This is a genomic window from Aminobacter sp. 01T433 (assembly GCF_056398585.1).
Map to the genome: position 1 here is coordinate 95,380 of NZ_JBFTPR010000003.1, position 23,067 is coordinate 118,446.

The window sequence follows — 23,067 nt, forward strand, 5'->3', positions numbered from 1 at the left end:
TACGCATCGTGCTTTCCGAAAATCGATTCCGATTTTCGGGCCGATGCGCTAGGCGGCCGAACGCGTCGGCTGCGGTGTCGTCGGCAACTCATGGCCCACCGGGGTCACAAGGATGACATCCTGGTAGCCGCCCGCGCGCAGGCCTTCGGCCGCATCGGCGATCTCGTCGTCATGGCGAAGGAAGCTGACAAGCACTTCCGTGCCATCGCCGACAAGGCGCCTGATCTCGTCGGCATCGGCCGGTCCGCACTCGACCACCACCAGATCATAGGCAGTCGTCAGCGATTCCATGATGATCGGCAGGCGGTCGGCAGCGCGCATGGCGCGTGCAGGATCGGCCGTACCGACCGGCATGACATCGCAATCCGAATAATGGTCGGCGCGGATGACGTCGGTGAACTGGGCTTCTGAAGCAAGAAGATTGGTAATGCCGGGATAGCGGCCGCCATCGAGCATCGGCCGCGATGCAGCACCTGTGGCGGTCAGGTCGAGCAACAAAACGCGCAGGCCTGTATCGGCCACTTCGCGTGCGACAAGCACTGCTGTCGCCGCCGCATCGTCGCCCTCGGGCGAAATGAAGATGGCACGAGCCGCACCGCCGGCGATCAACCTTTCGGCCGCCGTTTCGATGCTGACACCGGCATGGGCAACCGGGGGCATTGGTGCCGATACGCCTAGCTCCTCTTGGGCGGCAACCGACTGCTCCTCGGGATCGTAGTCGGCAAGGTCAGCCGCAACGGCCTGTCCTTCGGCGTTATCCCACTGACGATGTGTCTCCTCGTCCGACAGGCTTGCCACGCGACGGACAGGCATCGCCACCTGGGTGACTGGCGTGACGCGGGAACCCGCCGCCGGGCGCATGGCACGGCCGGAAAAAAGCTCCTGTAGCAGTGTGAAGATCGCCATCAACAACAGCGAGCCGACGAATGCCGCGCCGACAATGGGGACAATCTTCGGAAAATAGGATTCAGACGGCACGATCGCGCTCGAAAAGACGCGGGCGTCCACCGGCAGATAGTTGCGATCCTGGCGCGAGGCGGCCTCGCGGTAGCGGGTGAGATAGGATTCGAGCAATGCGCGCTGCGCGGCGGCTTCGCGTTCCAGCGCACGAAGTTCAACTTCTTCTTCCGACACGCGTCCTGATTCGACCTTCAGCCTATTGAGGTCGGCAACCAGCTGCTTTTCGCGAAGATCAGCACTCGCGGCTTCATTGACCAGCCCCGCCAGAACCTTTTCGGCCTGGGCACGGATCTGCACATTCAGGTCGGCGAGTTGGGAATTGAGCGCCTTGATGCGCGGATGGTTGGGAAGCAAGGTCGTCGACAGATCTGCGATGTCGTTTCGCAATTGGATCTGGCGTTCGCGCAGACGCTGGATGAGGCCAGAGGACAGGACCTCTGGCACCGCGTCGATCGAACCGCCGCTTTTCAACGCCTGGCGTACACTCTGCGCAGTTGCTTCGGCGGCGGCGCGGTTGGCACGAACGCGCGACAATTCGCTGGAGAGTTCGGAAAGCTGCTGGGTGGCAAGGGCCGAGTTGTTCTGGCCGACCAACAGGTCGGACTGCGACCGGAAGCTTGCAACGCGCGCTTCGGCATCTTTGACGCGCTTGTTCAAATCGGCGATTTCGGGCTTCAACCAATCGGTCGCCTCGGTGCTCGACTCGAGCTTGGAGCTGCGCTGGAAGTCGAGATAGACCTCGGCAATCGCATTCGGCACGGCTGCCGCAAGCTTTGGATCCGCCGAAGAGAACTGGATAACGATGACGCGCGATCTTTCAACGCGATAGATGGTCAGCTTTTCGCGGAACGCCTTGAGCACACGTTCTTCAGGAGGCAGCTCGTTCGGATCGCTCTTGAGGCCGGCAATCACCAGAAGACGCGAAATCGTCGACATTTCAGATGCGGCGTCAAATTCCGGCCGGCTGGCCAGATCGAGCTTCTTGGCGACCTGCTTGAGGATATCGGTTGAGCCGATGACCTCGACCTGGCTAGTGACCCCCTCCTCGTCGAGGACTGGCGCCTCGTTGCCGGCACTACCGTCAGGGCGTGTGAAAACGGACTCGCGCGTTTCAATCAGCAGGCGCGTCTCGGCGCGGTATTGAGGCGTCGCCAGAGAGGCGAGCACAAAGGCCAGGCCGGCGACCGCCACGGAAAACAGCACCAGGCGCAACCAGTTCCTCGCAAGACTGGCGAAGAGCTGGCCGAGATCGACATCGACATCACCGGCAGTGGATTGGACGCCAGACATGCAATTCCTACTCCGAGGCTGAGCAGACTGCACGGTAAACAAACATGGTAACCCAGGTGTTAACATCGCTACGCAACGCTCGACCTGGTGCGCGCAAGATGACGCCTCCCTTTACCGAGCATTAACCCTAACAAGACGATAACAGTCGCGAACCGATATCCCGCAGCGTGGCGGCAAGCAGTCGAAGGTGTGTCTGCCGAAATGAAAAGCTCCCTTCCCTTTTGCCATGCGCTACTCGCGGCCATGCTGATCGTCAGCGGCTGCTCGAGCTATCGCCCCGCGCCTGCTGCCTTTCATGAAGTGCTCGACCAGCCCTATCGTCTCGGCGCCGGCGACCGCATCCGCGTCACCGTCTTCGAACAAGAAGGCCTGACCAATACCTATAGTGTCGACCAGTCGGGCTATATCTCCTTCCCGCTCGTCGGCGGCGTTCCTGCCCGCGGCTACACCGCCCAGGAAGTCGAAAAGGCCCTGGCCGCCAAGCTGCGCCAAGGCTACCTGCGCGACCCGGATGTTTCGGTCGAGGTCGATCGCTACCGTCCGATCTTCGTCATGGGCGAAGTGGGTGCCGCGGGGCAGTATTCCTATGTTCCAGGCCTGACCGTACAGAAGGCAGTGGCGATGGCCGGCGGCTACAGCGCCCGTGCCAACCAGGGCAATGTCGACATCACCCGCGACATCAACGGCAAGGTGATGACCGGTCGCGTGCTGACAACCGATCCTCTGCTGCCCGGCGACACGATCTACGTCCGCGAGCGACTGTTCTAAGACGCCGTGCAGCAGATAGCGCCCCGCAAACTCCGGATCGTCCACTGCTTCAGGTCGCCGGTCGGCGGCATCTTCAGGCATGTGCGTGATTTGACGGAAGCACAGGTGGCCGCTGGCCATCAGGTCGGCATCATCTGCGACTCGACCACCGGCGGCGAACATGAAGAGCGTCTGTTCGAAGCGATCAGGCCGATGCTGGCGCTTGGCATCAGACGTACGTCGATGCAGCGCCATATTGGCCCCGGCGATATCGCTTCGGGCTGGCGCACCTACAAGATCATCAAGGAATTGCGGCCGGATGTGCTGCACGGGCATGGCGCCAAGGGTGGCGTTTATGCACGTGCGTTCGGCTCACTGTTGCGGGTTTCAAGGTATTGCGTGGCCCGCGTCTACTCACCGCATGGCGGTTCCCTGCACTATGACGAAACCACAGCGACCGGAAAGCTGTTCTTCGGGCTCGAACGCCTGATGGAACGCTTCACCGACTCCCTGCTTTTCGTCTCCGACTACGAACGGCGCACGTTCATCCGCAAGGTCGGCGAGCCGCGCGTGTCAAACAGCCTCGTCTACAATGGCTTGCGCGATGCGGAGTTCGAACGGGTGCTTTCGCAACCCGACGCCGCCGACTTTCTCTATATCGGCATGATGCGCGACCTGAAGGGACCCGACCTCTTCATCGATGCACTGGACAAGGCGCGGCAAACTCTTGGTCGCGAAGTGACGGCCGTGATGGTTGGCGACGGCGAGGATCTGCCGCGCTATCACGCGCAGGTAAAGAGGCTGGACCTTGCCAGCAACGTGCGTTTCATGGCCCCGATGCCGGCGCGTGAGGCCTTTGGCCTCGCCCACGTCGTTGTCGTTCCGTCGCGCGCAGAAGCCATGCCTTACATCGTTCTGGAGACGCTTGCCGCCGGCAAGCCGATCGTGGCAACGGCTGTTGGCGGTATTCCCGAAATTCTGGGATCGGCCTCGCTTGCCCTGGTAAGTCCCGACGCTGGCGAGATCAGTCAGAAAATGCTCGCCGCCTTGAAATCGCCTGCCGGCTACGCGGCATTGATGCCGGACATCTGCACCTTGAAATCACGTTTTGGCGTGGCGGTGATGGCTCGCGATGTCGAAAAAGCATACTTCGCAGCGCTGGCACCAAGAGGCGGCTGAACACGATTTGAAGGCCCCCACCCTGTTCAAGGGTTTCTTAGCTCATCGTTGATATGTCAAACTGGCAATCCGGCGACCGGTGACAGATCGACGACGACAATGACCAATTTCGACCCAAAGCGCCGCTTCAGTGCGGAAGCCGTCAAGGCGGCTAGCGGCGACGGAAAAAAGTCCGATGCCGCCAAGCTCAGCAGCGTCGCCCAGGAGGTGGCTGCACAATATCGGCGCGACACCATGTCCCCGGTCATGGTCAGCGGTGCCTTGCGCCTCGCGGAGTTCGGCCTTCTGTTCATCTCTGGGCTCGCCCTCTACGCCTATCACGTCGGCTTCCTCGGCCATCTCGGCTGGCAATATCCATTCGTCATCCTGGCTGCGTCCTTTGCGGCCGTCGCGTTCTTCGAAATCATGGACTGCTATCAGTTGCAGTCGCTGATGCGGCCCGGCGCCACCATCGGACGGATCACCTTGTGCTGGGCGGCGGCCTTCGCGCTGATGGCCCTCGCAGCCTTCTTCATGAAGGTTTCGTCAGAATATTCGCGTCTCCTGTTCGGCGGCTGGTTCCTGACCGGGCTCACATTGCTGATCGGCCTGCGCCTGATCATGGCACGCGTGATCCGCCTGTGGGCGCGCAATGGACGCATGGAACGCCGCGCCGTCATAGTCGGTGGCGGCAAGGCCGCAGAAATGCTGATCCGCTCGATCGAGCAGCAGCCCTACAACGACATCCGCATCTGCGGCATCTTCGACGACCGCGACGACAAGCGCTCGCCGCCGATTGTTGCTGGCTATCCGAAGCTCGGAACCGTGTCCGAATTGCTGAAATTCGCCCGGATCGCGCGCATCGACATGCTGATCGTGTCGCTGCCGCTGACAGCGGAAACGCGCGTGCTGCAACTGCTCAAGAAGCTGTGGGTGCTGCCGGTGGATATCCGGCTTTCGGCGCACTCCAACCAGCTGCAGTTCCGGCCGCGCTCTTATTCCTATATCGGCGCGGTGCCGATGCTCGATATCTTCGACAAGCCCATCAACGACTGGGACTCGGTCGCCAAGCGCGCCTTCGACATCGTGTTCAGCCTGCTCGGCATCATCGTCTTTTCGCCTGTGATGCTGGTTACCGCCATCGCCATCAAGCTCGACAGCAAGGGCCCGGTGCTGTTCAAGCAGAAGCGCCACGGCTTCAACAACGAGGTGATCGAGGTCTACAAGTTCCGCTCGATGTATGCGGAGCAGTCCGATCCGACGGCCCGCAAGAGCGTCACCAAGAACGACCCGCGCGTCACCCGTGTCGGCCGCATCATCCGCAAGACGTCGATCGACGAACTGCCGCAGTTCTTCAATGCGTTGTTCGGCAGCCTGTCGCTGGTCGGCCCTCGACCGCATGCGGTGGCCGCCCAGTCGCACAACCTGCTCTACAATGAAGTGGTCGACGGCTACTTCGCGCGCCACAAGGTCAAGCCCGGCGTCACCGGCTGGGCGCAGATCAATGGCTGGCGCGGCGAGATGGACACCGACGAGAAGATCCGCAAGCGCACCGAGTTCGACCTTCATTATATCGAGAACTGGTCGCTCTGGTTCGACATCAAGATCCTGTTCCTGACCCCGATCCGCCTGCTTGATACGGAAAACGCCTATTGAGCGCGATCACCTATGAGCTGCCGCGAGCCGCGATCAACGCCAAGCTGATCGGGCTCATCTCTACCGGCGCCGTTGCGCTGGGCGTGCTGCTTTCGGGTTTTGTCCTCCGCGAGCCGGCGCCCTACGAGCTCTATATGGCCGGGCTGATTGCCGTCTGGTCACTGTTTGGCCTGCGCATTTCGCACGCCATCACCCCGCTGGTCGTGCTGATCGTGACGTTCAACATCGGCGGCATGATCGCCATGACGCAGATGTCGGACCTGATGGGCACACCGCTCTATCTGGCGGTGTCGTTGTTCCTGGGCTTCACCGCGGTCTTCTTTGCTGCTGTAACCGAGGCCAACCCGGGATTGTTTCGGGTCATTTTCCTGTCCTGGGTCACTTCTGGCGTCGTCACCTCGGTGCTCGGCATCCTTGGCTATTTCGGCGCTGTGCCTGGTGCTGAGATGTTCACAAAATTCGAACGCGCCGCAGGTGCGTTCCAGGATCCCAACGTGTTCGGGCCATTCCTCGCTTTGCCCGGCATCTATCTGCTGTATCGTGTGCTGACCGGCAATCCGCTCAAGATGGCGATCTACGCTGTGCCGCTGCTCATCGTCACCGGCGGCATCTTCTTATCCTTCTCGCGCGGCGCCTGGGGCTTGTTCGGCACCGCCGCCATCCTGCTCACCGGCTTCCTGTTTCTCCAGAGCAACAGCGGCAAGTTCCGCCTCAGGATCGTGGTCATGAGCATAGCTGCCGTGACCTTCCTAACTCTCGCGCTGTTGGTCGCCCTGCAGATCCCCAGCATCGCCGAGCTCTTCACCTCGCGTGCGCAGCTCGTACAGGAATATGACGGCGCGCGCCTTGGCCGTTTCGCGCGCTACAGCATCGGCTTCCTATTGGCGACGGAAAGACCATTCGGCATCGGCCCTCTCCTCTTCGGCCAAATGTACGGTGAAGACACGCATAACATCTGGCTCAAGGCCTTGATGGACTATGGCTGGCTCGGCTTCGCCAGCTATCTGACGCTGATCGTATGGACGATCGCGGCCGGGTTCCGGATCCTGCTGCGCGACCGGCCGTGGCAGCCCTATCTGCTGTGCGCCTATGTCGTCTTCCTTGGCCATGTCGCCCTTGGCTCAGTGATCGATACCGACCATTGGCGTCACTTCTACCTGCTGCTCGGCCTGATCTGGGGCTCGATAGCCCTGGAAGCCCGTCATCAGCGGGCCATGGCGTATTACGCCAGCTGACTCGGCACCGCCACAGGCGTTGCGCACAACCCCATCCTTTTGTGAACGGTCCGGCACCCTTTTGCCGGCTCAACTCGGCGTGACTGCTTTGTGAATCAGAGTGACCGTCCAGCCCATGGAATTCGGAAAGGTAGGCGCCTATCTGATGGTGGTAAGCGAAACAGCGAAATAAAAATCGCCTCGCTACGAAACATTGAAAGGACTACCAAAATGAAAAAGCTCATTCTCGCAGTATCTGCTGTTGCGTTCATGAGTGGCGCAGCTCTCGCTTCTGGTTCAGAAGGCGTTGTTGCCAAGTTCAATCCTGACGTTCGTGTAATTACTCTTGACAATGGCAAGAGCTATACGATTCCGCGTCACATCGGCCTCCCGCAGGTCCAGGTTGGCGACAAGGTCTCCATCAACACCAAGAGCGACGATGCCGATCAGGTAACGTCCGTGCTGCGCGCGCTCTAAGCCGCGACCAAAACCGCGCTACACCGAAAGCCATGGGCTCCTCCCGCCCATGGCTTTTCGCGTTTTAAAGCCCAGGGCCAAGGTTTGCGCCGACGCTCGCATGCTGCGATCGAACACTCCGCTACGACGGGCACAGGCTGTTACAAGCCCACGGGCGCTCCGTGCATCCATCGAATGCCTACCCCAACAGCAAAGCCATGGATGCCCGGCACCCATGGCTTTATGCATCCGAGTCATCCCATGCGCGCATTCGATGACCTACGGCATCCAGACTGAAGCCCACAAGAAACCGTGAACGATTTGTGTATCGAGTTTACCGCCTGCGATGTAACCAACGACCTCTGCCACGCGTTCTTCTGTAGTCAAAAGCAATGGATCCTCCCAAAAAATCCCCATGCTTTGAATAAATAGACACAGGAGATTAAAATGAGAAAGATCATTCTTGCCGCCGCAACACTTACCCTTATGTCGGGCGCTGCGTTTGCCACCGAAATCGATGGCGTCGTTGCGAAGTTCAACCCCGCAGTTCGCGTCGTCACGCTGACGAATGGCAACAGCTACACCATTCCGCGCGACGTCGCGATCCCGCCTCAGCTAGCTCCAGGCCAGAAAGTGGCGATCTCCGAGCATGACAACGGCACAAAAATCGATTCCGTGCTCGTCGGCTCCTACATGTAATGTAGCGTCGGGGGCGGTAGACACGCCCGGCCCACAGAAATCACGCCATGGACGCGCCCCCGCGCCCGTGGCGTTTTTCGTTGCAGCAACTTTGCAGGAAGAACGACCAACTCGGGCGGCCGAAGCTGCCGGCTGGCAGTTCGATTTTCGATATTTTTAGGGGAAGGGATAAAATGGTCGGAGTGGCCGGATTCGAACCGACGACCCCTTGACCCCCAGTCAAGTGCGCTACCGGGCTGCGCTACACTCCGGACCGGTCGCGATGTATCGTGATAATGCCGTCTCGGTCAACCCTATTCCGCGGCTTTCCCGCCAAACTTCTTCGTTCCGAATTAGCGGGCGATTTCAACGGGCCAAAAGGCGCAACGTGGCGCCTAACGAACCTGGTCGAGCAGGCGCTTGCATTCGAGCAAGTCAAACAGCGCTTCCTGGAGCAGCGCGCGGTTGTCGCGGGAAAGCTTGCTTGAGTCGGCGGTGACCGGACCGTCATCGTCGCCCTTGCCGAGACCAAAGAAGCGCCGGCTCGGCTTGGCCCTTGCCTCGCCCACCAGCATTTCCTCGTCGACCGCGCGCGGCTGTGCGGCAGGTGTCAGCGGCGCCTCTGCCTGCTTGCGCTGGGCAATCGCCTCGACGGCCTTGAGATCGCCGCTGCCGATGGCGACGAGGAACTGGTTGCCATTGTCACGCAGAAGCTTCTGCACACCCTTGATGGTGTAGCCCTGCTCGTAGAGCATGTGGCGGATGCCCTTGATCAGCTCGACATCCTGCGGCCTGTAGTAGCGTCGGCCGCCGCCACGCTTCATCGGCTTGATCTGGGTAAAGCGGGTTTCCCAAAAGCGCAGCACGTGCTGCGGCAGGTCTAGATCTTCGGCCACTTCGCTGATGGTGCGGAAGGCGTCGGGGCTCTTGTCCATGGTCGCCACTTTCGCAAAACGATTCGTGATTCATTTCAGCGGTTTGCGCGACAACATTCAAGCCCGGTGCGAATCACGCACCAGGCTATCAACCGGTTAGAGCGGAAAAATCGTTACTTGGCGGCCTTGGACTTGCCGTTCTGGTGCGCGCGCAGGATACGGCTCTTCAGCACGTTGGACGCCTTGAAGGTCATCACCCGGCGCGGCAAGATCGGCACTTCTTCGCCGGTCTTGGGGTTGCGGCCCACGCGCTCGTTCTTGTCGCGGACATGGAACGTGGCAAAAGACGACAATTTGACCGTCTCGCCGCGCACGATTGCCTCGCAGATTTCGTCGAGAACCGTTTCGACCAACTGCGCCGACTCCGTACGGGAAAGACCGACTTTCCGGTAAACGGATTCAGCGAGATCGGCTCGCGTAAGTGTCTTTCCCCCCATGCGACGGTCCCATCCTCAAAAACAACAATTTAGCAAGAGCGCCGGAGGTTAAGTAATTGATCCGTCAAGGTCAAGGACCGATGCCATGACCTTTTCGCGAACGCCGTTCGGGCGCTGTCGCGATGAAATCACCACCTGAGGAGCACGGCACCCCAGGTAAAGCCACCGCCCATGGCCTCGAGCATCACAAGGTCGCCCTTCTTGATGCGGCCATCGGCACCGGCAGCCGAAAGCGCCAGCGGCACCGAGGCGGCCGAGGTGTTGCCATGGAGGTGAACCGTGACCACGGCCTTTTCCTCGGGGATGCCGAGCTTCTTGGCCGAAGCGTCGATGATGCGCTTGTTGGCCTGGTGGGGAACGAACCAGTCGAGATCGTCGGCGGAAATGCCGGTCTGGGCAAAAACGTCCTCGATCACGTCGGTGATCATGCCCACCGCATGCTTGAAGACCTCGCGGCCTTCCATCTTGAGATGGCCGACGGTGCCTGTCGTCGACGGGCCGCCGTCGACATAGAGCTTTTCCTTGTGGGTGCCGTCAGAACGCAGGCTGGCTGCCAGAACACCGCGGTCGGCGATGGTCCCCTGCCCTTCAGCAGCCTCCAAAATGAGCGCGCCGGCGCCGTCGCCGAACAAGACGCAGGTCGAACGATCGGACCAGTCGAGAATACGCGAGAAGGTCTCGGAGCCGATGACCAATACGCGCTTTGCGAGCCCGCCCTTGATGTAGAGATCGGCGGTGGTGACGGCATAGACAAAGCCGCTGCACACAGCCTGCATGTCGAAGGCAAAACCGTGGCGCATGCCGAGCCGGTTCTGGATCTCAACGGCGGTGGCGGGAAACGTGTTGTTAGGCGTCGATGTCGCCAAAACGATCAGGTCGATGTCGTCAGGCGTCAGTCCGGCATTGTCCAGTGCTGCGCGCGCTGCTGCTTCGCCGAGCGAGGCCGTGGTTTCGTCGTCGGCGGCAATGTGGCGCTGGCGGATACCGGTGCGCTGGGCGATCCACTCGTCCGAGGTCTCGACCATGCCTTCAAAATCGGCGTTCTTCATGATGCGGCGGGGCAGCGCTGAACCGATGCCGCGCACAACTGATCTGATCACTTTGAAAAAATCCTATTCCTGATCTTCGACCGCAGCGGCAGGTCGCCCCATCGCAGCATGCGGATTGCGTGCGTGGAAAAGGTCGAGGTCGGCCTCGATGCGATCGAGCAGCCGGTTGCGGACCATATCATAGGCCATTTCGACGGCGGCAGCGAAACCATCTGCGTCAGCGCCGCCGTGGCTCTTTACCACGATGCCGTTGAGGCCCAGAAAGACGCCGCCATTGGCCCGGCGCACATCCATCTTCTCTCGCAGGCGGTCGAACGCGCCCTTGGCAAAAATGTAGCCGATCTTGGCCATCAGCGTGCGGCTCATCGCCTCGCGCAGGTAGCCGCCGATTTGGCGGGCGGTGCCTTCGGCTGTCTTGAGGGCGATGTTGCCGGCAAAACCCTCGGTGACGACGACGTCCGTCACACCCTTGCCGATGTCGTCGCCTTCGACGAAGCCCTGATAGTTCATCGAGGCCATGTTGGCCTCGCGCAGCATGCGCCCGGCCTCCTTGACCTCTTCTTGGCCCTTGATTTCTTCGACACCGACATTGAGCAGGCCGACGGTGGGCCGCTCGATGCCGAACAGCGCACGCGCCATGCCGGTGCCCAAAATAGCGAAATCGATAAGCTGGTGTGCATCGGCACCGATGGTGGCGCCGACATCGAGCACCACGCTTTCGCCGCGCGTCGTCGGCCAGATGGCCGCAATCGCAGGACGGTCGATGGTCGCCATGGTGCGCAGGCAGAATTTCGACATGGCCATCAGCGCGCCGGTGTTGCCGGCCGAGACGCAAGCGTCCGATGTGTCGGACTTGACCGCTTCGATGGCCTTCCACATCGACGACTTCCAGCGGCCATGGCGCAGCGCCTGGCTCGGCTTGTCGTCCATGCGCACGGAAACCTCGCAATGGACGAACTCGCTGACAGCAGCGAGCCGCGGCTGCTTGGCAAGTTCAGGACGGACCACTTCTTCGCGGCCGTAGATGATGAAGCGAATGTCGGTGCGCCTCGTGGCAACCTTGGCCAAGGCGGGAATGATCACGGAAGGACCGTGATCGCCACCCATGGCATCAATGGAAATCTTGATCACGCGTCGGTCATCTCACTGTTGGCGTCGCAGGGCACGCAAAAGTCCGGCGAAAATAGCGGTTCTCGATGACCGCACAACCGGGATTACGCGAAACGGCGGGCGTTTTCAAAGCTTCTTGGATATTAGACGGAGCTTTTTCTGGAATTCGCTCTCGACCGGCTCAATGTCACCGTCGTCGGCACTGGCAATCGCAGCGCCTGTCTTGCGCGGATATGGATCGATGGCAAGACCAAAGAACTCCTCGGCAAGAGCGCCCGCATCAATCGTGTCGCCGGTGAAGGTTTCGGGGGCGTCGGGGCCTTCCGCGTCGAGCAGTATCTCGCCAGCCTCATTGAAGCCCTGCCTCGCGAGCTTGGAGTCTTCGGGCAAGAAAACGCCTTCGACGTCAGCATCGATGGTCGCTTCGACCGGTTCGAGAGTGACGATGCAAGCCTGAGTGATCTGGGCCTTGACCCGGCCGCTGACCTTGATGCCGTTACGCTTCCACTTGGTGACGACGAGATCTGCCTTGTAGCGCTCGACCGACAACAGGCCATGAGCCTCCGCAAGGGCTGCGCGCTGGGCTGCGTCGGCATCGACGACTGCCGACATGCCTCGCTGCGGCATTCTCGAGACGTTTACCAGGAAGGAAACCGGGCTTGAGGTTTCGACGAGCTTCATGGGTGGCCTCCTTCAGGCGCATGGGGCACCGGATAAGTCAGTTTGCCGGCACATATGTCTTCCGAAGGCTGGGCGGCAAGGGTGCGATTCGCCGCAAAGACGTATTCGGCAAGGGCCGCGGCTTCCGGCCATTCTTTCACGTCAGGGCGAACATTGCGTAGAAGGGCTGCGGCAAACGCTGCGTGATCGTCACGTTCGAGCGCATCCTTGTAGGATTCAGTGCGGCCGTAGAACATTTTCGCCAGCTTTTTCATGCGCTTGGGCACGCCGACATCGCTGATTCCCAGCTCGCGCAGCGAATGGTCGACGTCGAGGAAGAATTCGTCGATCAGCAATTGCGCGATCTCAGCCGGAGCGCCGGCCTCGCCGCGCAGGCGGTGCAGGAACAGAAACATATGTAGCGAAAGCATCTCGAAACGGCCAAGCGGCGTGTCAGGCACGTTCCACGCCGAATAAAATGGCTCCTGCCGCGCGGCTGCCACGATTCGTGTATAGAGCGCCTCGGTGATGGCGCGATTGGCTTGGCGGTGACGCCCAAACAGACGCTGGAACATTTGAGGGCGGTCTCCCGGGGACCCGTTTCGCACAGTGGCCTTGTTGCATCGGCGCGCAAGCTGGTTTACCGGTTTTGCGGCTTCGCGCAAGCAGGGCGCTGGCACGACAGGATGGAGTTGTTGTTGCACTCGCTGAAATTCAAGATGCCATTTTCGTTGCGTCCGGCAAGCGCTGTATCGCTGATTGTGGCGGCCGCCGCGCTTTCGGCGTGCAACACCTCCAAGACATTCGGTGATCTGACCCCCAGCGAAACGCTGACCCAGGGTTACGTCATCGATCAGCAATCGATCGATTCCGTGCCGGTGGGGTCGAGCCGCGAGCAGGTTCTGCTTGCGCTCGGTACGCCCTCGACGACCGCGACTTTCGACAACGAGGTGTTTTACTACATCTCCCAGACGCGGAAGCGCTCAGTCGCATTCGCCAAGCCCAAGCTCATCGAGCAGCGCGTGCTCGCCGTCTATTTCGGCGCCGACGGCCGTGTCACCAACATTGCCAATTACGGCATGCAGGAAGGCAAGGTGTTCGACTTCATCTCGCGCACGACGCCTACCGGCGGCAAGGACCAGAACTTCCTCGGCCAGCTGCTTTCGGGTGCAGGCAAGATCGGTTCGAATGCTGCCAGCAACATCTTCGGCGGCACCTGATCCGCTCAAGGACTTCAAGAATCTCAGGCAACAGCCCGCGGAAGCAATTCCGCGGGCTTCTTTTTGCGTGGCGTCAGAAGAACTGAAAAACCCCGCCCGCAGGACGCGGACGGGGCTTAAGTCACTCAAGATCGTGCATAGGCGTAACTGCCTACCGGACTAGCCGCCACTATGCGCAAGCACTGCCAACAGCAGAAGTGCGACGATGTTGGTGATCTTGATCGCCGGGTTCACGGCCGGACCGGCGGTGTCCTTGTAGGGATCGCCGACCGTGTCGCCGGTCACCGAAGCCTTGTGGGCCTCGGAACCCTTCATGTGCTTGATGCCGTCCTTGTCGGTAAAGCCGTCTTCGAACGACTTCTTGGCGTTGTCCCAGGCACCGCCGCCAGAAGTCATCGAGATGGCGACGAACAGGCCGTTGACGATGACGCCGAGCAGCGAGGCACCGAGGGCCGCGAAAGCCGAGGCCTTGGAGCCCGAGATCAAAAGCACGCCAAAATAAACGACCAGCGGCGCCAGCACCGGCAGCAGCGACGGGATGATCATTTCCTTGATCGCAGCCTTGGTCAGGATGTCGACGGCACGAGCATAATTGGGCTTGGACGTGCCCTTCATGATGCCCGGATCGTCGCGGAACTGCCTGCGCACTTCCTCGACGATCGAGCCGGCCGCACGACCGACGGCGGTCATGGCGATGCCGCCGAACAAATACGGGATCATGCCGCCAAAGATCAGACCGGCAACGACGTAAGGGTTGGACAGGTCGAAGGAGACCGTGCCGATGTTGGCGAAATACGGGAACTGGGTCGGGTTCGCCGCGAAGTACTGCAGGTCGTAGCTGTAAGCCGCAAACAGCACCAAAGCGCCAAGACCAGCGGAGCCGATGGCATAACCTTTGGTCACCGCCTTGGTGGTGTTGCCGACCGCGTCAAGCGCGTCGGTCGAATGACGCACTTCCTTGGGCAGGCCAGCCATTTCGGCAATGCCGCCGGCATTGTCGGTGACAGGACCAAAGGCGTCTAGCGCTACGATCATGCCGGCAAGGCCGAGCATGGTGGTGACGGCAATTGCCGTACCGAACAGGCCGGCAAGCTGGAAGGTCGCGATGATGCCACCAACAATCACGATCGCCGGAAGAGCGGTCGATTCGAGCGACACCGCCAGACCCTGGATGACGTTGGTGCCGTGGCCGGTGACCGACGCCTGGGCGATCGAATTGACCGGGCGCTTGTTGGTGCCGGTATAGTATTCGGTGATGACGACGATGAGCCCGGTCACCACGAGGCCAATGAGCCCGCAGATGAACAGGTTCTTGCCGGTGATCAGCACGCCACCCCCGGTGCCGATCTCGCCCCAGCCAACCGTCAGCGAAGTTGCCGCGCCGAGACCGACGACGGACAACAGGCCGGTGACGATCAGGCCCTTGTAGAGCGCGCCCATGATCGAGCCATTGGCGCCGAGCTTGACGAAGAAGGTACCGACAATCGAGGTGATGATGCAGGCGCCGCAGATGGCGAGCGGGTAGAGCATCACGCTGGACAGGATTTCAGTGCCGCCAAAGAAGATCGCGCCGAGAACCATGGTGGCGACGACCGTCACGGCATAGGTCTCGAACAAGTCGGCAGCCATGCCGGCGCAGTCGCCAACATTGTCGCCAACGTTGTCGGCGATCGTGGCAGGGTTGCGTGGATCGTCCTCGGGAATACCGGCTTCGACCTTGCCGACGAGATCGCCGCCGACATCCGCACCCTTGGTGAAGATGCCGCCGCCGAGACGGGCGAAGATCGAAATCAGCGAAGCGCCGAAGCCGAGAGCCACCAGCGAGTCGATGACAATGCGGTCAGCAGGCGCATGCCCCATAGGCCCGGTCAAGATGAGGTAGTAGACGGAGACGCCAAGCAAAGCGAGGCCAGCCACCAGCATGCCGGTGATGGCGCCCGACTTGAAGGCGATGTCGAGGCCGGCAGCAAGACTGTTGGACGCGGCCTGTGCGGTGCGCACATTGGCGCGGACCGAAACATGCATGCCGATGAAGCCGGCTGCGCCTGAAAGCACTGCACCAATCAAAAAGCCGATCGCCGCGGTTGCGGAAAGCAGCCACCAAGCGAGCAGGAACACAACGACGCCGACGATGGCGATGGTGGTGTATTGGCGGGCCAGATATGCCTGCGCACCTTCTCGGATGGCGGCGGAGATTTCCTGCATGCGCGCATTGCCCTGGTCGGATGCAAGCACCGACTGCGTCGCCCATATGGCGTAAAGGACAGATAGCAGGCCGCAGGCGATGACGACGTAAAGCATTGTCATTGCCAATTCTCTTCCCTGATTGTGCCCGGAATTCCCCTCCCCGGGCGAGTGAATGAGGCAGGCAAGCCTTGGTGCGGCTTCCCGCTCCCGCCAACCATCCGAAACAGGGCAGCGAACGTCAAGATATCGCTAAGCTTTTGTCCCGGCTTTCGCCGCACTGCTTCAAACGGTCAAACGCAATTCAAAACAACTTCAGGCCAGCTCGCGATCCGGCTGATTGACGTAGATCAGCACCGCCAGCATCGTCATGTAAAACTTGAATGCCGCCTCCTGGCCATTCCAGGTGCTCGACTGCCACATGCCGAACCATTCGCCGCCAATGACCATGAAGCCGAAAAACCAGACGAGAAATCCCATCGTCACGGCAATCGGAACGAAGCTCTTGGCATCATTGAATTGTTGGGCGGAGCCGTATTTTGCCTGCTAGAGCTTCCAAGCGGCGATGACGAAAAGCAGGCAGGTCAGCGCTTCGCCAAATATGATCAGCCAGTAACCGATGCTCCAAAGCGTCGGGTTGGTGATCGCCCGGTACATGATGGCGTTGCCCGGGAAAGTGGTGTCCATGCTCAAGACATGCTGGACGAAGGCGAAATTGGAGCCGTAGTCGGTGATATTGCCGAACGCCACAAGAAAGGCGAAAGCTGCAAGACAAAGACACATCACGATCTTAGAGAGACGCCATACCATGGCAAGAACTCCTTCAAATGACGGACCGGGGCATCAGCCAGATCAATCACCGAGTCTCAGCGGCAGCGCAACAGGCCAGAAGGTCGATGTCGTGCTGACAGGTTCGGCCAGGATTTATGCCGCCAAGGCGGGCCTGGACGGTACGCTCGGCGCACTCAAACTTTCGGCGGAATGCCAAACGGGCGACGTGATTTCGCTGTCGGTGAGCGGCGACAACCACGATTTTGCGGTGCTGCGCCGCCGCTGGATCATCGAAGGCAACAAAAGCCGGCTCGAAATCACGCTCGATTACCCGGTGCGCGGGCGCTAGCCTCGGCTAGTCGTTCTGGGCCACCAGCCCCATACGCCTGGCCGCCATCCGCTCCAGCGCCGACAGCGCGTCGTAGATAAGCACGGCAAGGGCCGCGACGATCAGGCCTCCCTGCAGGACAAAGGCCAGATTGTTGGATTGCAACCCGGCGATGATGACCTCGCCGAGCGTCTTGGCCGCGACCGTCGAGCCGATGGTGGCTGTGGCGAGGCTGATTACCACCGAAAGCCGGATGCCGGCGAGCATGACCGGCACACTGAGCGGCAGTTCAACCTTGAGCAGGCGTTGCCAGCTGGTCATGCCAGCACCGCGCGCGGCTTCAACCACACTCGGCGGCGTGGTGGTCAAACCCGTCAACGAATTCTCGAAGATCGGCAGCAGGCCATAGAGGAACAGCGCGATCAGCGTCGGCTTTTCGCCAAAGCCGACGGCGGGAACGGCAAGCGCCAGAACCGCGACCGGAGGAAAAGTCTGGCCGATATTGACCAGGCTGCGCGACAGCGGCAGGAACTCGACGCCCGTCGGGCGGGTGACAAGGATGGCGAGCGATACCGCAACGACAATCGCTGCTGCGGTTGCGATGGCGACCGTGCGCAGATGTTGCAGCGCCAGCGATAGCAGACTGCCCTGGTTGTAGATGGCAGGAGCGCCATTCTGTGTCAGCGGCTTGAGCAGCGGCTCGAACCACAGGGGATTCGTCAAAAAAGCGATGAGCAGGACCAGTACGGCGAGCCGCAGCAGGAGCGGAATCCAGGCCTTCATTGCGGCCTCGCGGCACGTTTAACGAGGCCTTCCATAGTGACCTTGCCAAGTGGTGTGCCATCGTCCGATGTCACGGGCATCGCAGAACGGCCCGACCACAACAGTTCAGCGAGCGCATCGCGCTGGGTTGCCTCGGCGCGTATCCCCTCGCCGGCCGCCTTGCCAGGCTCGACCGCGTCACCGACGGCGCCGAGCGACAACAGCTTGAACGGACGGTCGGAGGCACCGATCAGAGTTTCAACGAGATCGTTGGCGGGTTTGGCCAGGATCTCGGCCGGCGTCGCATACTGGATCAGGCGGCCGGCATCCATGACGGCGATGCGGTCGCCGAGATGGACCGCCTCCTCCATATCATGGGTGACGAGGATGATGGTGGTGCCGAAGCGCTTCTGGATCGCCAGAAGGTCTTCCTGCGCCTTGGTGCGGATGATCGGGTCGAGCGCGCCAAACGGCTCGTCCATCAACAGCACGTTGGGCTCGGCGGCAAGCGCACGGGCGACGCCGACGCGCTGCTGCTGGCCACCCGACAATTCGTGAGGATAGCGAGGGCCAAAAGCCACGGGGTCCAGCTGAAGCAGCGACATGAGCTCGTCGACGCGAGCCTTGATACGCGCGGCATCCCAGCCGAGCAGCGAAGGAACGGTGCCGATGTTCTGCGCCACCGTACGGTGCGGAAACAGGCCGTTGCCCTGAATGGCATAGCCGATGCTGCGGCGCAGTTCGTGGCCGGGCACCGAGCGATTGTCCGTGCCGTCGAGCTTGATCGTACCCGAAGTCGGCTCGACCAGGCGGTTGATCATGCGCAACAGCGTGGTCTTGCCCGAGCCGGAAGTGCCGACGATCACCGTCAGCGTACGCGGCTCAATGACCATCGAGACGTCGTCGACGACAGCGGTTTCGCCATAACGCTTGGTGATGTTTTCGATCTCGATCATGCCGCCACCGCCGAGGTTCTGCGGGTCGCGACAAATTCGACCACCGCGTCTAAGATGATGGCAGCGGCAAAGGCCAGCGCCACCGTTGGAACCGCGCCAAGCAGGACAAGGTCCATTGCCGTCTGGCCGACACCCTGGAACACGAACACACCAAAGCCACCACCGCCAATCAGCGCGGCGATGGTGGCAAGGCCGATATTCTGGACCAGAACGATGCGGATGCCTGTGAGAATGACCGGAAAGGCAAGCGGGAACTCGACATTCGACAGGCGCTGCCAGCCGGTCATGCCCATGCCGCGTGCCGCATCGTTCGCTGCGCGCGGCACACCCGCGAGCCCGACCACCGTGTTGGCGACCACAGGCAACAGCGAATAGAGAAACAGCGCAACGAAGGCCGGTGCGGCGCCAATGCCGCGAATGCCCAGAGCCGAAGCACCGGGAACGTTTGCCGCGACCCAGCCGAGCGGCGCGATCAAGATGCCGAACAGCGCGATCGAGGGGATCGTCTGGATGATGTTCAGCACGTTGAGAACGCCTGCTCGAAGCGACTCGACGCGATGGCATAAAATGCCGAGCGGCAGGCCGACAAGAACGGCGGCAGCCAGCGAGCCGAGCGCGAGTTCGACATGGCGTCTCGCCTCGTTCCAGAAACTGTCGGCGCGATTGGCATATTCCTTGAGGATCGACAGGCTGTCCCACTGGCCTGACGCGAGCAGAAGCCAGATCGCTGAAGCCGCTGCGCCCAGCACGACAACACGCCCGACCGGCGACAATTGCAGCCTTGTCAGCACATCGGCGAGCAAAAGAGTGAAGGCAAAGATCAGAATCCAAAAGCCAGAGGCCGGTGAGATACGGGCGAAAGTATTGCCCTCCGGCGTCAAATGACTGCCGGCGACGCCGATCAGCAGCGCAAGCGACACAAGCGCCACGACACTGGCACCCAGGCGCACAGCCAGCGGTGTCTTGAAGAGCGCGACAAGCCCTGCTGCCAACAGGATCGCCAGCAGAGCCGCCCCCATGGGTGACGGCAAGGCTTCCATGATCGAGCGCGGTTCACCTGCTACAATGCGGTTGGCGCGAAAAGTGGCGAATGGCGCCACGAAGGCGCCATAGGCGGTGATTGCGGCAATCACCACGCCAAGCTTGTCGAACCTGATGCCCACGACTGCGATGCGTCCCCGGTTCCGTCGGCGCGTCCCATGAGAGGCGCGCCGGGGAAGCTTACTTCAGAAAGCCGTTCTTCTTCAGGAAATCTTCGGCAACGGCCTTGGCCGGCTCGCCGCCAACCTGAACACGGCCGTTGAGTTCCTGCAGCGTGACCAGGTCGAGCTTTTCGAACACCGGCTTGAGTAAGGTCTCGATCTCCGGATGCTGCTTGAGCACAGCTTCGCGGATGATCGGAGCCGGCTGGTAGACCGGCTGCACGCCCTTGTCGTCGCTGAGAACAACCAGACCCGAAGGCGCGATGCCCCCGTCCGTGCCATAGACCATGGCGGCATTGGCGCCATTGGTCTGGTTGGCGGCGGCTCCGATGGTGGCTGCCGTGTCGCCACCGGAAAGCGTGATCAACTGTTCCGGCTTAAGGGTGAAGCCGTAAGTGGTCTGGAAGGCCGGGAGGGCCGCAGCGGAATTGACGAATTCAGATGAGGCCGCGAGCACGACAGCACCGCCGCCAGCGACGTATTTGCCGAAATCGCTGAGGGTGGCGAGCTTGTTGGTCTCGGCCACATCCTTGCGCAGCGCGATCGCCCAGGTGTTGTTGGCCGGCGACGGCGACAGCCAGACGATCTTGTTGGCGTCATAGTCGAGCTTCTTGGCGGTCTCGAAGCCCTTGGCGGCATCCTTCCAGACCGGGTCATCGGCCTTTTCGAAGAAGAAGCCGGCATTGCCGGTATATTCGGGATAAATGTCGATTTCGCCCGCGGTGATCGCCTTGCGCACGACGGGCGTCGCACCAAGCTGGATGCGATCGGTGGTAGCGATCTTGTTGGCGTCGAGTACGGCCTTGATGATGTTGCCGAGCACGCCGCCTTCGGTGTCGATCTTGGAAGACACCACCACCTGCGCGCTTGCGGCACTGGTGGCGAGGCCGAGCGCGATGATCGCTGCGGCGATTGCTGTGGTCTGACGCATAATGAAGCCCCTTCTCGTTCCCGGAATTCGGTGGCGCATATGAGCATGGCGGCCAGCTTCCGTCGGGGCATACGGTTTCACAATGCGCAAGGCCTGCGCAATATTTTTTTGTAGTTCGAAGAAATCGGCAGGCCTGATTGCCGACATCCTCCTGTCAGACGGTTTGACGCTGGCGCATCAGAGACAGAGCCGCGAGCGCCGCCAGGCAGACGGCGCAGACAGGGAAGACGATCCAGGCCAGCATATCCCAGCCAAAAGCATTGTAGACAGCACCGGACATCAGCGAGGCCAGAGCGACGATGCTGAACAGGACGAAGTCGTGGAAGCCCTGGACCTTGCCCTTTTCCGACGGGCGGTAAGCCGTCGAGACGATCGCGGTTGCGCCGATGAAGCCGAAGTTCCAGCCAAGGCCGAGCAGGATCAGCGATGTCCAGAACTGCCACAACGCGATGCCTGACAAGGCCACGATGGCACAAACGATCAGCAGGAACAGGCCCAGCGCCACGATGCGCTCGGCGCCGAAACGCTGGATCAGGCGGCCGGTAAAGAAGCTTGGGCCAAACATCGCCATGACATGCCAGGAGATGCCGAGCGTCGCCTCGTCGGGCGAGAACCCGCAGCCGACCATGGCGAGCGGCGCACCAGTCATGACGAAGGTCATCACGGCATAGCTGCCGACCGCGCAAACGAGTGCTGCAGCAAAGCGCGGCTGGGAGACGATCTCCAGCAACGGGCGCGCGTCGGCCTGAGACACGGCCGCGTGCGCCTCCGCCCCACCCTTCACTCTCAGGAACGACAAGATGACGGCGCCGACCGCAGCCAAGCCAATGATCGCCGCAAAGGAGCCGGCGAACATGACGGGCGCAAACAGTTCACGCGTGAAGATGACGATCTGGGGGCCGAGGATTGCCGTAATAATGCCACCGGCGAGCACAAACGAGATCGCGTTCGCCTTGAATTCCGGCGGCGCGTTGTCGGCCGCGGCAAAGCGGAACTGCTGCACGAAGGCACTGCCGACACCGAGCATCAGCAGGCCGAAGACAAAAAGCCAGAATTCCGAACGGAAGAGGCCCAACGTTGCGATGGCGCCACCGGCTGCGGTGACCGCGGTGCCGAACATGAAGCCGTGACGCTGGCCGAGGCTGCGAATGATCGCAGCCGCCGGAAGTGCGCCAAGTGCCAGACCAACGCTGAAACCGGTGATCGGGGCGGTTGCCAGCGACTTGTCGGGTCCAAGCAGATAGTAGCCCGCCAGGCCACCAAGCGAAAAGGCAATCGGGGCGGCGGAGCCTATGATGGCTTGCGATGCGGCGAGAATGTAAGCAGTTCGCCGCGCATCGCGTTCGCCACCGGTCATAATGCGTCCTTACCCTTACCCTCGCCGCGCAGCTTGCGGGAAACGCGATCAAGCACTGCATTGACGAGCTTGGGCTCGTCGTCCGCATAGAAGGCCTTGGCGATGTCGACATATTCCGACACGATCACGGCCACAGGAACGTCCTGGCGCTTCATCAGCTCGAAGACACCGGCACGCAGAATGGCGCGCAGCGTCGAATCGAGCCGCGACAGGGGCCAGTCCTCGGTCAAAGCCTGGCGGATGACCGGGTCAACGATCTTCTGGTTTTCGACCACACCGGCGAGGATAGCCCGGAACCACTGGGCGTCGGCCTCGCGGTAGAGCGCGCCGTCGACTTCCTTGCCAAGGCGGAACGCCTCATACTCAGCGGTGATTTCGAGCAGGCCGCTGCCGGCGACGTCCATCTGGTAGAGCGCCTGCACGGCAGCCAGACGGGCGGCACCGCGCTTGTTGGCCTGGCGGACGGGCGGTTGGCCGTTATCTTCAGGAGACGTCACGAGCGTGCTGCTCCAAGTTTTTCGCGCAAGGCAATCATGGTGAGGGCTGCCCGCGCGGCAAAGCCACCCTTGTCGCCCTCGGTGCGGCGGGCGCGTGCCCAAGCCTGATCATCGTTTTCGACAGTCAGGATACCGTTGCCGATGCAGATCGATTCCGCAACCGACAGGTCCATCAAAGCACGGCAGGATTCGTTGGCGACGATGTCGAAGTGATAGGTTTCGCCACGGATGACGGTGCCGAGCGCGACATAACCATCATACTGGGTGCCTTCGTCATCGGCTGCGTCGAGCGCAAACGAGATCACGGCCGGAATTTCGAGCGCGCCAGGAACGGTCACCACATCGTAGGATGCGCCGGCGGCGTCCAGTGCAGCCTTGGCGCCGTCCAGCAGCGCATCTGCAAGGTCGTCGTAAAAGCGCGCCTCAATGATGAGGAGCTTCAGTTTCTTGTCGTTGGCCATGTCAAATCTCCGGCAGGAGCGGCTGACTTAGGCCGAACCCGATGAGTT

At 61.3% G+C, this 23,067-nt stretch carries 23 protein-coding genes, 1 tRNA gene and 1 pseudogene; 8 read left to right on the forward strand and 17 right to left on the reverse strand.

Translation table 11 applies throughout. The features are described from left to right. Positions 1–48 precede the first annotated feature (48 nt). Positions 49–2,250: a GumC family protein gene (locus AC1DLV_RS05765; protein WP_476798610.1), complete on the reverse strand. Its 2,202-nt coding sequence runs from the start codon at positions 2,248–2,250 to the stop codon at positions 49–51. A 201-nt stretch (positions 2,251–2,451) separates the two neighbouring features. On the opposite strand from AC1DLV_RS05765, the gene AC1DLV_RS05770 reads away from it, so the two are divergent. From AC1DLV_RS05770 to AC1DLV_RS05795, 6 genes are all read left to right on the forward strand, one after another. Then, positions 2,452–3,018: a polysaccharide biosynthesis/export family protein gene (locus AC1DLV_RS05770; protein WP_476798611.1), complete on the forward strand. Its 567-nt coding sequence runs from the start codon at positions 2,452–2,454 to the stop codon at positions 3,016–3,018. A 15-nt stretch (positions 3,019–3,033) separates the two neighbouring features. Then, complete coding sequence (locus AC1DLV_RS05775) at positions 3,034–4,176, forward strand: glycosyltransferase family 4 protein (RefSeq protein ID WP_476798894.1); 1,143 nt, start codon at positions 3,034–3,036, stop codon at positions 4,174–4,176. A gap of 99 nt (positions 4,177–4,275) precedes the next feature. Beyond that, on the forward strand, positions 4,276–5,811 hold the full coding sequence (locus AC1DLV_RS05780; protein ID WP_476798612.1) for an undecaprenyl-phosphate glucose phosphotransferase: 1,536 nt from the start codon (positions 4,276–4,278) through the stop codon (positions 5,809–5,811). Next, a complete protein-coding gene (locus AC1DLV_RS05785) occupies positions 5,808–7,046 on the forward strand; it encodes an O-antigen ligase family protein (RefSeq protein WP_476798613.1) in 1,239 nt (412 codons plus the stop codon). The genes AC1DLV_RS05780 and AC1DLV_RS05785 overlap by 4 nt, the downstream gene beginning before the upstream one ends. 210 nt (positions 7,047–7,256) lie before the next feature. After that, positions 7,257–7,502 (forward strand): DUF1344 domain-containing protein, encoded by a 246-nt coding sequence (locus tag AC1DLV_RS05790; RefSeq protein ID WP_476798614.1) that lies wholly within the window; start codon positions 7,257–7,259, stop codon positions 7,500–7,502. A 426-nt stretch (positions 7,503–7,928) separates the two neighbouring features. After that, on the forward strand, positions 7,929–8,180 hold the full coding sequence (locus tag AC1DLV_RS05795) for a DUF1344 domain-containing protein (protein WP_476798615.1): 252 nt from the start codon (positions 7,929–7,931) through the stop codon (positions 8,178–8,180). A 174-nt stretch (positions 8,181–8,354) separates the two neighbouring features. On the opposite strand, the gene AC1DLV_RS05800 is transcribed toward AC1DLV_RS05795, so the two are convergent. The 7 genes from AC1DLV_RS05800 to AC1DLV_RS05830 all read right to left on the reverse strand — a co-directional run bounded on the left by AC1DLV_RS05800 (position 8,355) and on the right by AC1DLV_RS05830 (position 12,925). After that, positions 8,355–8,431 (reverse strand) — tRNA-Pro (locus AC1DLV_RS05800). A 123-nt stretch (positions 8,432–8,554) separates the two neighbouring features. Continuing rightward, positions 8,555–9,094 (reverse strand): MerR family transcriptional regulator, encoded by a 540-nt coding sequence (locus AC1DLV_RS05805; protein ID WP_476798616.1) that lies wholly within the window; start codon positions 9,092–9,094, stop codon positions 8,555–8,557. A 113-nt stretch (positions 9,095–9,207) separates the two neighbouring features. Beyond that, the gene (locus AC1DLV_RS05810) at positions 9,208–9,531 is read right to left on the reverse strand and encodes an integration host factor subunit alpha (RefSeq protein ID WP_055971437.1); all 324 of its coding nucleotides are present in this window, start codon (positions 9,529–9,531) and stop codon (positions 9,208–9,210) included. A gap of 128 nt (positions 9,532–9,659) precedes the next feature. Further along, positions 9,660–10,631: a beta-ketoacyl-ACP synthase III gene (locus tag AC1DLV_RS05815; protein ID WP_476798618.1), complete on the reverse strand. Its 972-nt coding sequence runs from the start codon at positions 10,629–10,631 to the stop codon at positions 9,660–9,662. A 12-nt stretch (positions 10,632–10,643) separates the two neighbouring features. Then, positions 10,644–11,711, reverse strand: coding sequence for a phosphate acyltransferase PlsX (gene plsX / locus AC1DLV_RS05820; RefSeq protein WP_476798619.1), 1,068 nt, complete (start codon positions 11,709–11,711; stop codon positions 10,644–10,646). Positions 11,712–11,816: 105 nt separating this feature from the next. After that, complete coding sequence (locus AC1DLV_RS05825) at positions 11,817–12,371, reverse strand: YceD family protein (protein WP_476798620.1); 555 nt, start codon at positions 12,369–12,371, stop codon at positions 11,817–11,819. Next, on the reverse strand, positions 12,368–12,925 hold the full coding sequence (locus tag AC1DLV_RS05830; RefSeq protein ID WP_476836127.1) for a ubiquinol-cytochrome C chaperone family protein: 558 nt from the start codon (positions 12,923–12,925) through the stop codon (positions 12,368–12,370). Before AC1DLV_RS05830 ends, AC1DLV_RS05825 begins: the two co-directional genes overlap by 4 nt. 123 nt (positions 12,926–13,048) lie before the next feature. Between AC1DLV_RS05830 and AC1DLV_RS05835 the strand changes: the two genes are divergently transcribed. Then, complete coding sequence (locus AC1DLV_RS05835; RefSeq protein ID WP_476798622.1) at positions 13,049–13,570, forward strand: outer membrane protein assembly factor BamE; 522 nt, start codon at positions 13,049–13,051, stop codon at positions 13,568–13,570. 159 nt (positions 13,571–13,729) lie between these two features. Here the strand turns inward: AC1DLV_RS05835 and AC1DLV_RS05840 are convergent, their stop codons facing one another. Continuing rightward, on the reverse strand, positions 13,730–15,877 hold the full coding sequence (locus AC1DLV_RS05840) for a sodium-translocating pyrophosphatase (RefSeq protein ID WP_476836128.1): 2,148 nt from the start codon (positions 15,875–15,877) through the stop codon (positions 13,730–13,732). A gap of 192 nt (positions 15,878–16,069) precedes the next feature. Further along, a pseudogene (locus AC1DLV_RS05845) lies at positions 16,070–16,564 on the reverse strand (DUF2165 family protein). Between AC1DLV_RS05845 and AC1DLV_RS05850 the strand changes: the two are divergent. After that, positions 16,563–16,874, forward strand: a complete 312-nt coding sequence (locus AC1DLV_RS05850) for a hypothetical protein (RefSeq protein WP_476798624.1) — start codon at positions 16,563–16,565, stop codon at positions 16,872–16,874. The pseudogene AC1DLV_RS05845 and the gene AC1DLV_RS05850 sit on opposite strands and share 2 nt — an antisense overlap. 6 nt (positions 16,875–16,880) lie before the next feature. On the opposite strand, the gene AC1DLV_RS05855 is transcribed toward AC1DLV_RS05850, so the two are convergent. The 7 genes from AC1DLV_RS05855 to AC1DLV_RS05885 form a co-directional block, all read right to left on the reverse strand. Beyond that, entirely contained in the window at positions 16,881–17,636 is a 756-nt protein-coding gene (locus AC1DLV_RS05855; RefSeq protein WP_476798625.1) for an ABC transporter permease, read from the reverse strand. After that, positions 17,633–18,571 (reverse strand): ABC transporter ATP-binding protein, encoded by a 939-nt coding sequence (locus AC1DLV_RS05860; RefSeq protein ID WP_476798626.1) that lies wholly within the window; start codon positions 18,569–18,571, stop codon positions 17,633–17,635. Before AC1DLV_RS05860 ends, AC1DLV_RS05855 begins: the two co-directional genes overlap by 4 nt. Next, the gene (locus tag AC1DLV_RS05865) at positions 18,568–19,734 is read right to left on the reverse strand and encodes an ABC transporter permease (RefSeq protein WP_476798627.1); all 1,167 of its coding nucleotides are present in this window, start codon (positions 19,732–19,734) and stop codon (positions 18,568–18,570) included. The genes AC1DLV_RS05860 and AC1DLV_RS05865 overlap by 4 nt, the downstream gene beginning before the upstream one ends. 58 nt (positions 19,735–19,792) lie before the next feature. Next, the gene (gene osmF / locus AC1DLV_RS05870) at positions 19,793–20,704 is read right to left on the reverse strand and encodes a glycine betaine ABC transporter substrate-binding protein OsmF (RefSeq protein ID WP_476798628.1); all 912 of its coding nucleotides are present in this window, start codon (positions 20,702–20,704) and stop codon (positions 19,793–19,795) included. Positions 20,705–20,858: 154 nt separating this feature from the next. Next, positions 20,859–22,061, reverse strand: a complete 1,203-nt coding sequence (locus AC1DLV_RS05875) for an MFS transporter (protein WP_476798629.1) — start codon at positions 22,059–22,061, stop codon at positions 20,859–20,861. Further along, positions 22,058–22,558: a transcription antitermination factor NusB gene (gene nusB / locus AC1DLV_RS05880; RefSeq protein ID WP_476786215.1), complete on the reverse strand. Its 501-nt coding sequence runs from the start codon at positions 22,556–22,558 to the stop codon at positions 22,058–22,060. The genes AC1DLV_RS05875 and nusB overlap by 4 nt, the downstream gene beginning before the upstream one ends. Continuing rightward, positions 22,555–23,019: a 6,7-dimethyl-8-ribityllumazine synthase gene (locus AC1DLV_RS05885; protein WP_476798630.1), complete on the reverse strand. Its 465-nt coding sequence runs from the start codon at positions 23,017–23,019 to the stop codon at positions 22,555–22,557. Before AC1DLV_RS05885 ends, nusB begins: the two co-directional genes overlap by 4 nt. Positions 23,020–23,067 lie beyond the last annotated feature (48 nt).

What these genes read in the sequence shown, in the direction of transcription:
- AC1DLV_RS05765 (WP_476798610.1), bottom strand. Translation starts at nt 2,250, where the DNA reads ATGTCTGGCGTCCAATCCACTGCCGGTGATGTCGATGTCGATCTCGGC.
- AC1DLV_RS05770 (WP_476798611.1), top strand. Translation starts at nt 2,452, where the DNA reads ATGAAAAGCTCCCTTCCCTTTTGCCATGCGCTACTCGCGGCCATGCTG.
- AC1DLV_RS05780 (WP_476798612.1), top strand. Translation starts at nt 4,276, where the DNA reads ATGACCAATTTCGACCCAAAGCGCCGCTTCAGTGCGGAAGCCGTCAAG.
- AC1DLV_RS05790 (WP_476798614.1), top strand. Translation starts at nt 7,257, where the DNA reads ATGAAAAAGCTCATTCTCGCAGTATCTGCTGTTGCGTTCATGAGTGGC.
- AC1DLV_RS05795 (WP_476798615.1), top strand. Translation starts at nt 7,929, where the DNA reads ATGAGAAAGATCATTCTTGCCGCCGCAACACTTACCCTTATGTCGGGC.
- AC1DLV_RS05805 (WP_476798616.1), bottom strand. Translation starts at nt 9,094, where the DNA reads ATGGACAAGAGCCCCGACGCCTTCCGCACCATCAGCGAAGTGGCCGAA.
- AC1DLV_RS05810 (WP_055971437.1), bottom strand. Translation starts at nt 9,531, where the DNA reads ATGGGGGGAAAGACACTTACGCGAGCCGATCTCGCTGAATCCGTTTAC.
- AC1DLV_RS05825 (WP_476798620.1), bottom strand. Translation starts at nt 12,371, where the DNA reads ATGAAGCTCGTCGAAACCTCAAGCCCGGTTTCCTTCCTGGTAAACGTC.
- AC1DLV_RS05830 (WP_476836127.1), bottom strand. Translation starts at nt 12,925, where the DNA reads ATGTTCCAGCGTCTGTTTGGGCGTCACCGCCAAGCCAATCGCGCCATC.
- AC1DLV_RS05840 (WP_476836128.1), bottom strand. Translation starts at nt 15,877, where the DNA reads ATGACAATGCTTTACGTCGTCATCGCCTGCGGCCTGCTATCTGTCCTT.
- AC1DLV_RS05850 (WP_476798624.1), top strand. Translation starts at nt 16,563, where the DNA reads ATGGCAAGAACTCCTTCAAATGACGGACCGGGGCATCAGCCAGATCAA.
- AC1DLV_RS05855 (WP_476798625.1), bottom strand. Translation starts at nt 17,636, where the DNA reads ATGAAGGCCTGGATTCCGCTCCTGCTGCGGCTCGCCGTACTGGTCCTG.
- AC1DLV_RS05860 (WP_476798626.1), bottom strand. Translation starts at nt 18,571, where the DNA reads ATGATCGAGATCGAAAACATCACCAAGCGTTATGGCGAAACCGCTGTC.
- osmF (WP_476798628.1), bottom strand. Translation starts at nt 20,704, where the DNA reads ATGCGTCAGACCACAGCAATCGCCGCAGCGATCATCGCGCTCGGCCTC.
- AC1DLV_RS05875 (WP_476798629.1), bottom strand. Translation starts at nt 22,061, where the DNA reads ATGACCGGTGGCGAACGCGATGCGCGGCGAACTGCTTACATTCTCGCC.
- AC1DLV_RS05885 (WP_476798630.1), bottom strand. Translation starts at nt 23,019, where the DNA reads ATGGCCAACGACAAGAAACTGAAGCTCCTCATCATTGAGGCGCGCTTT.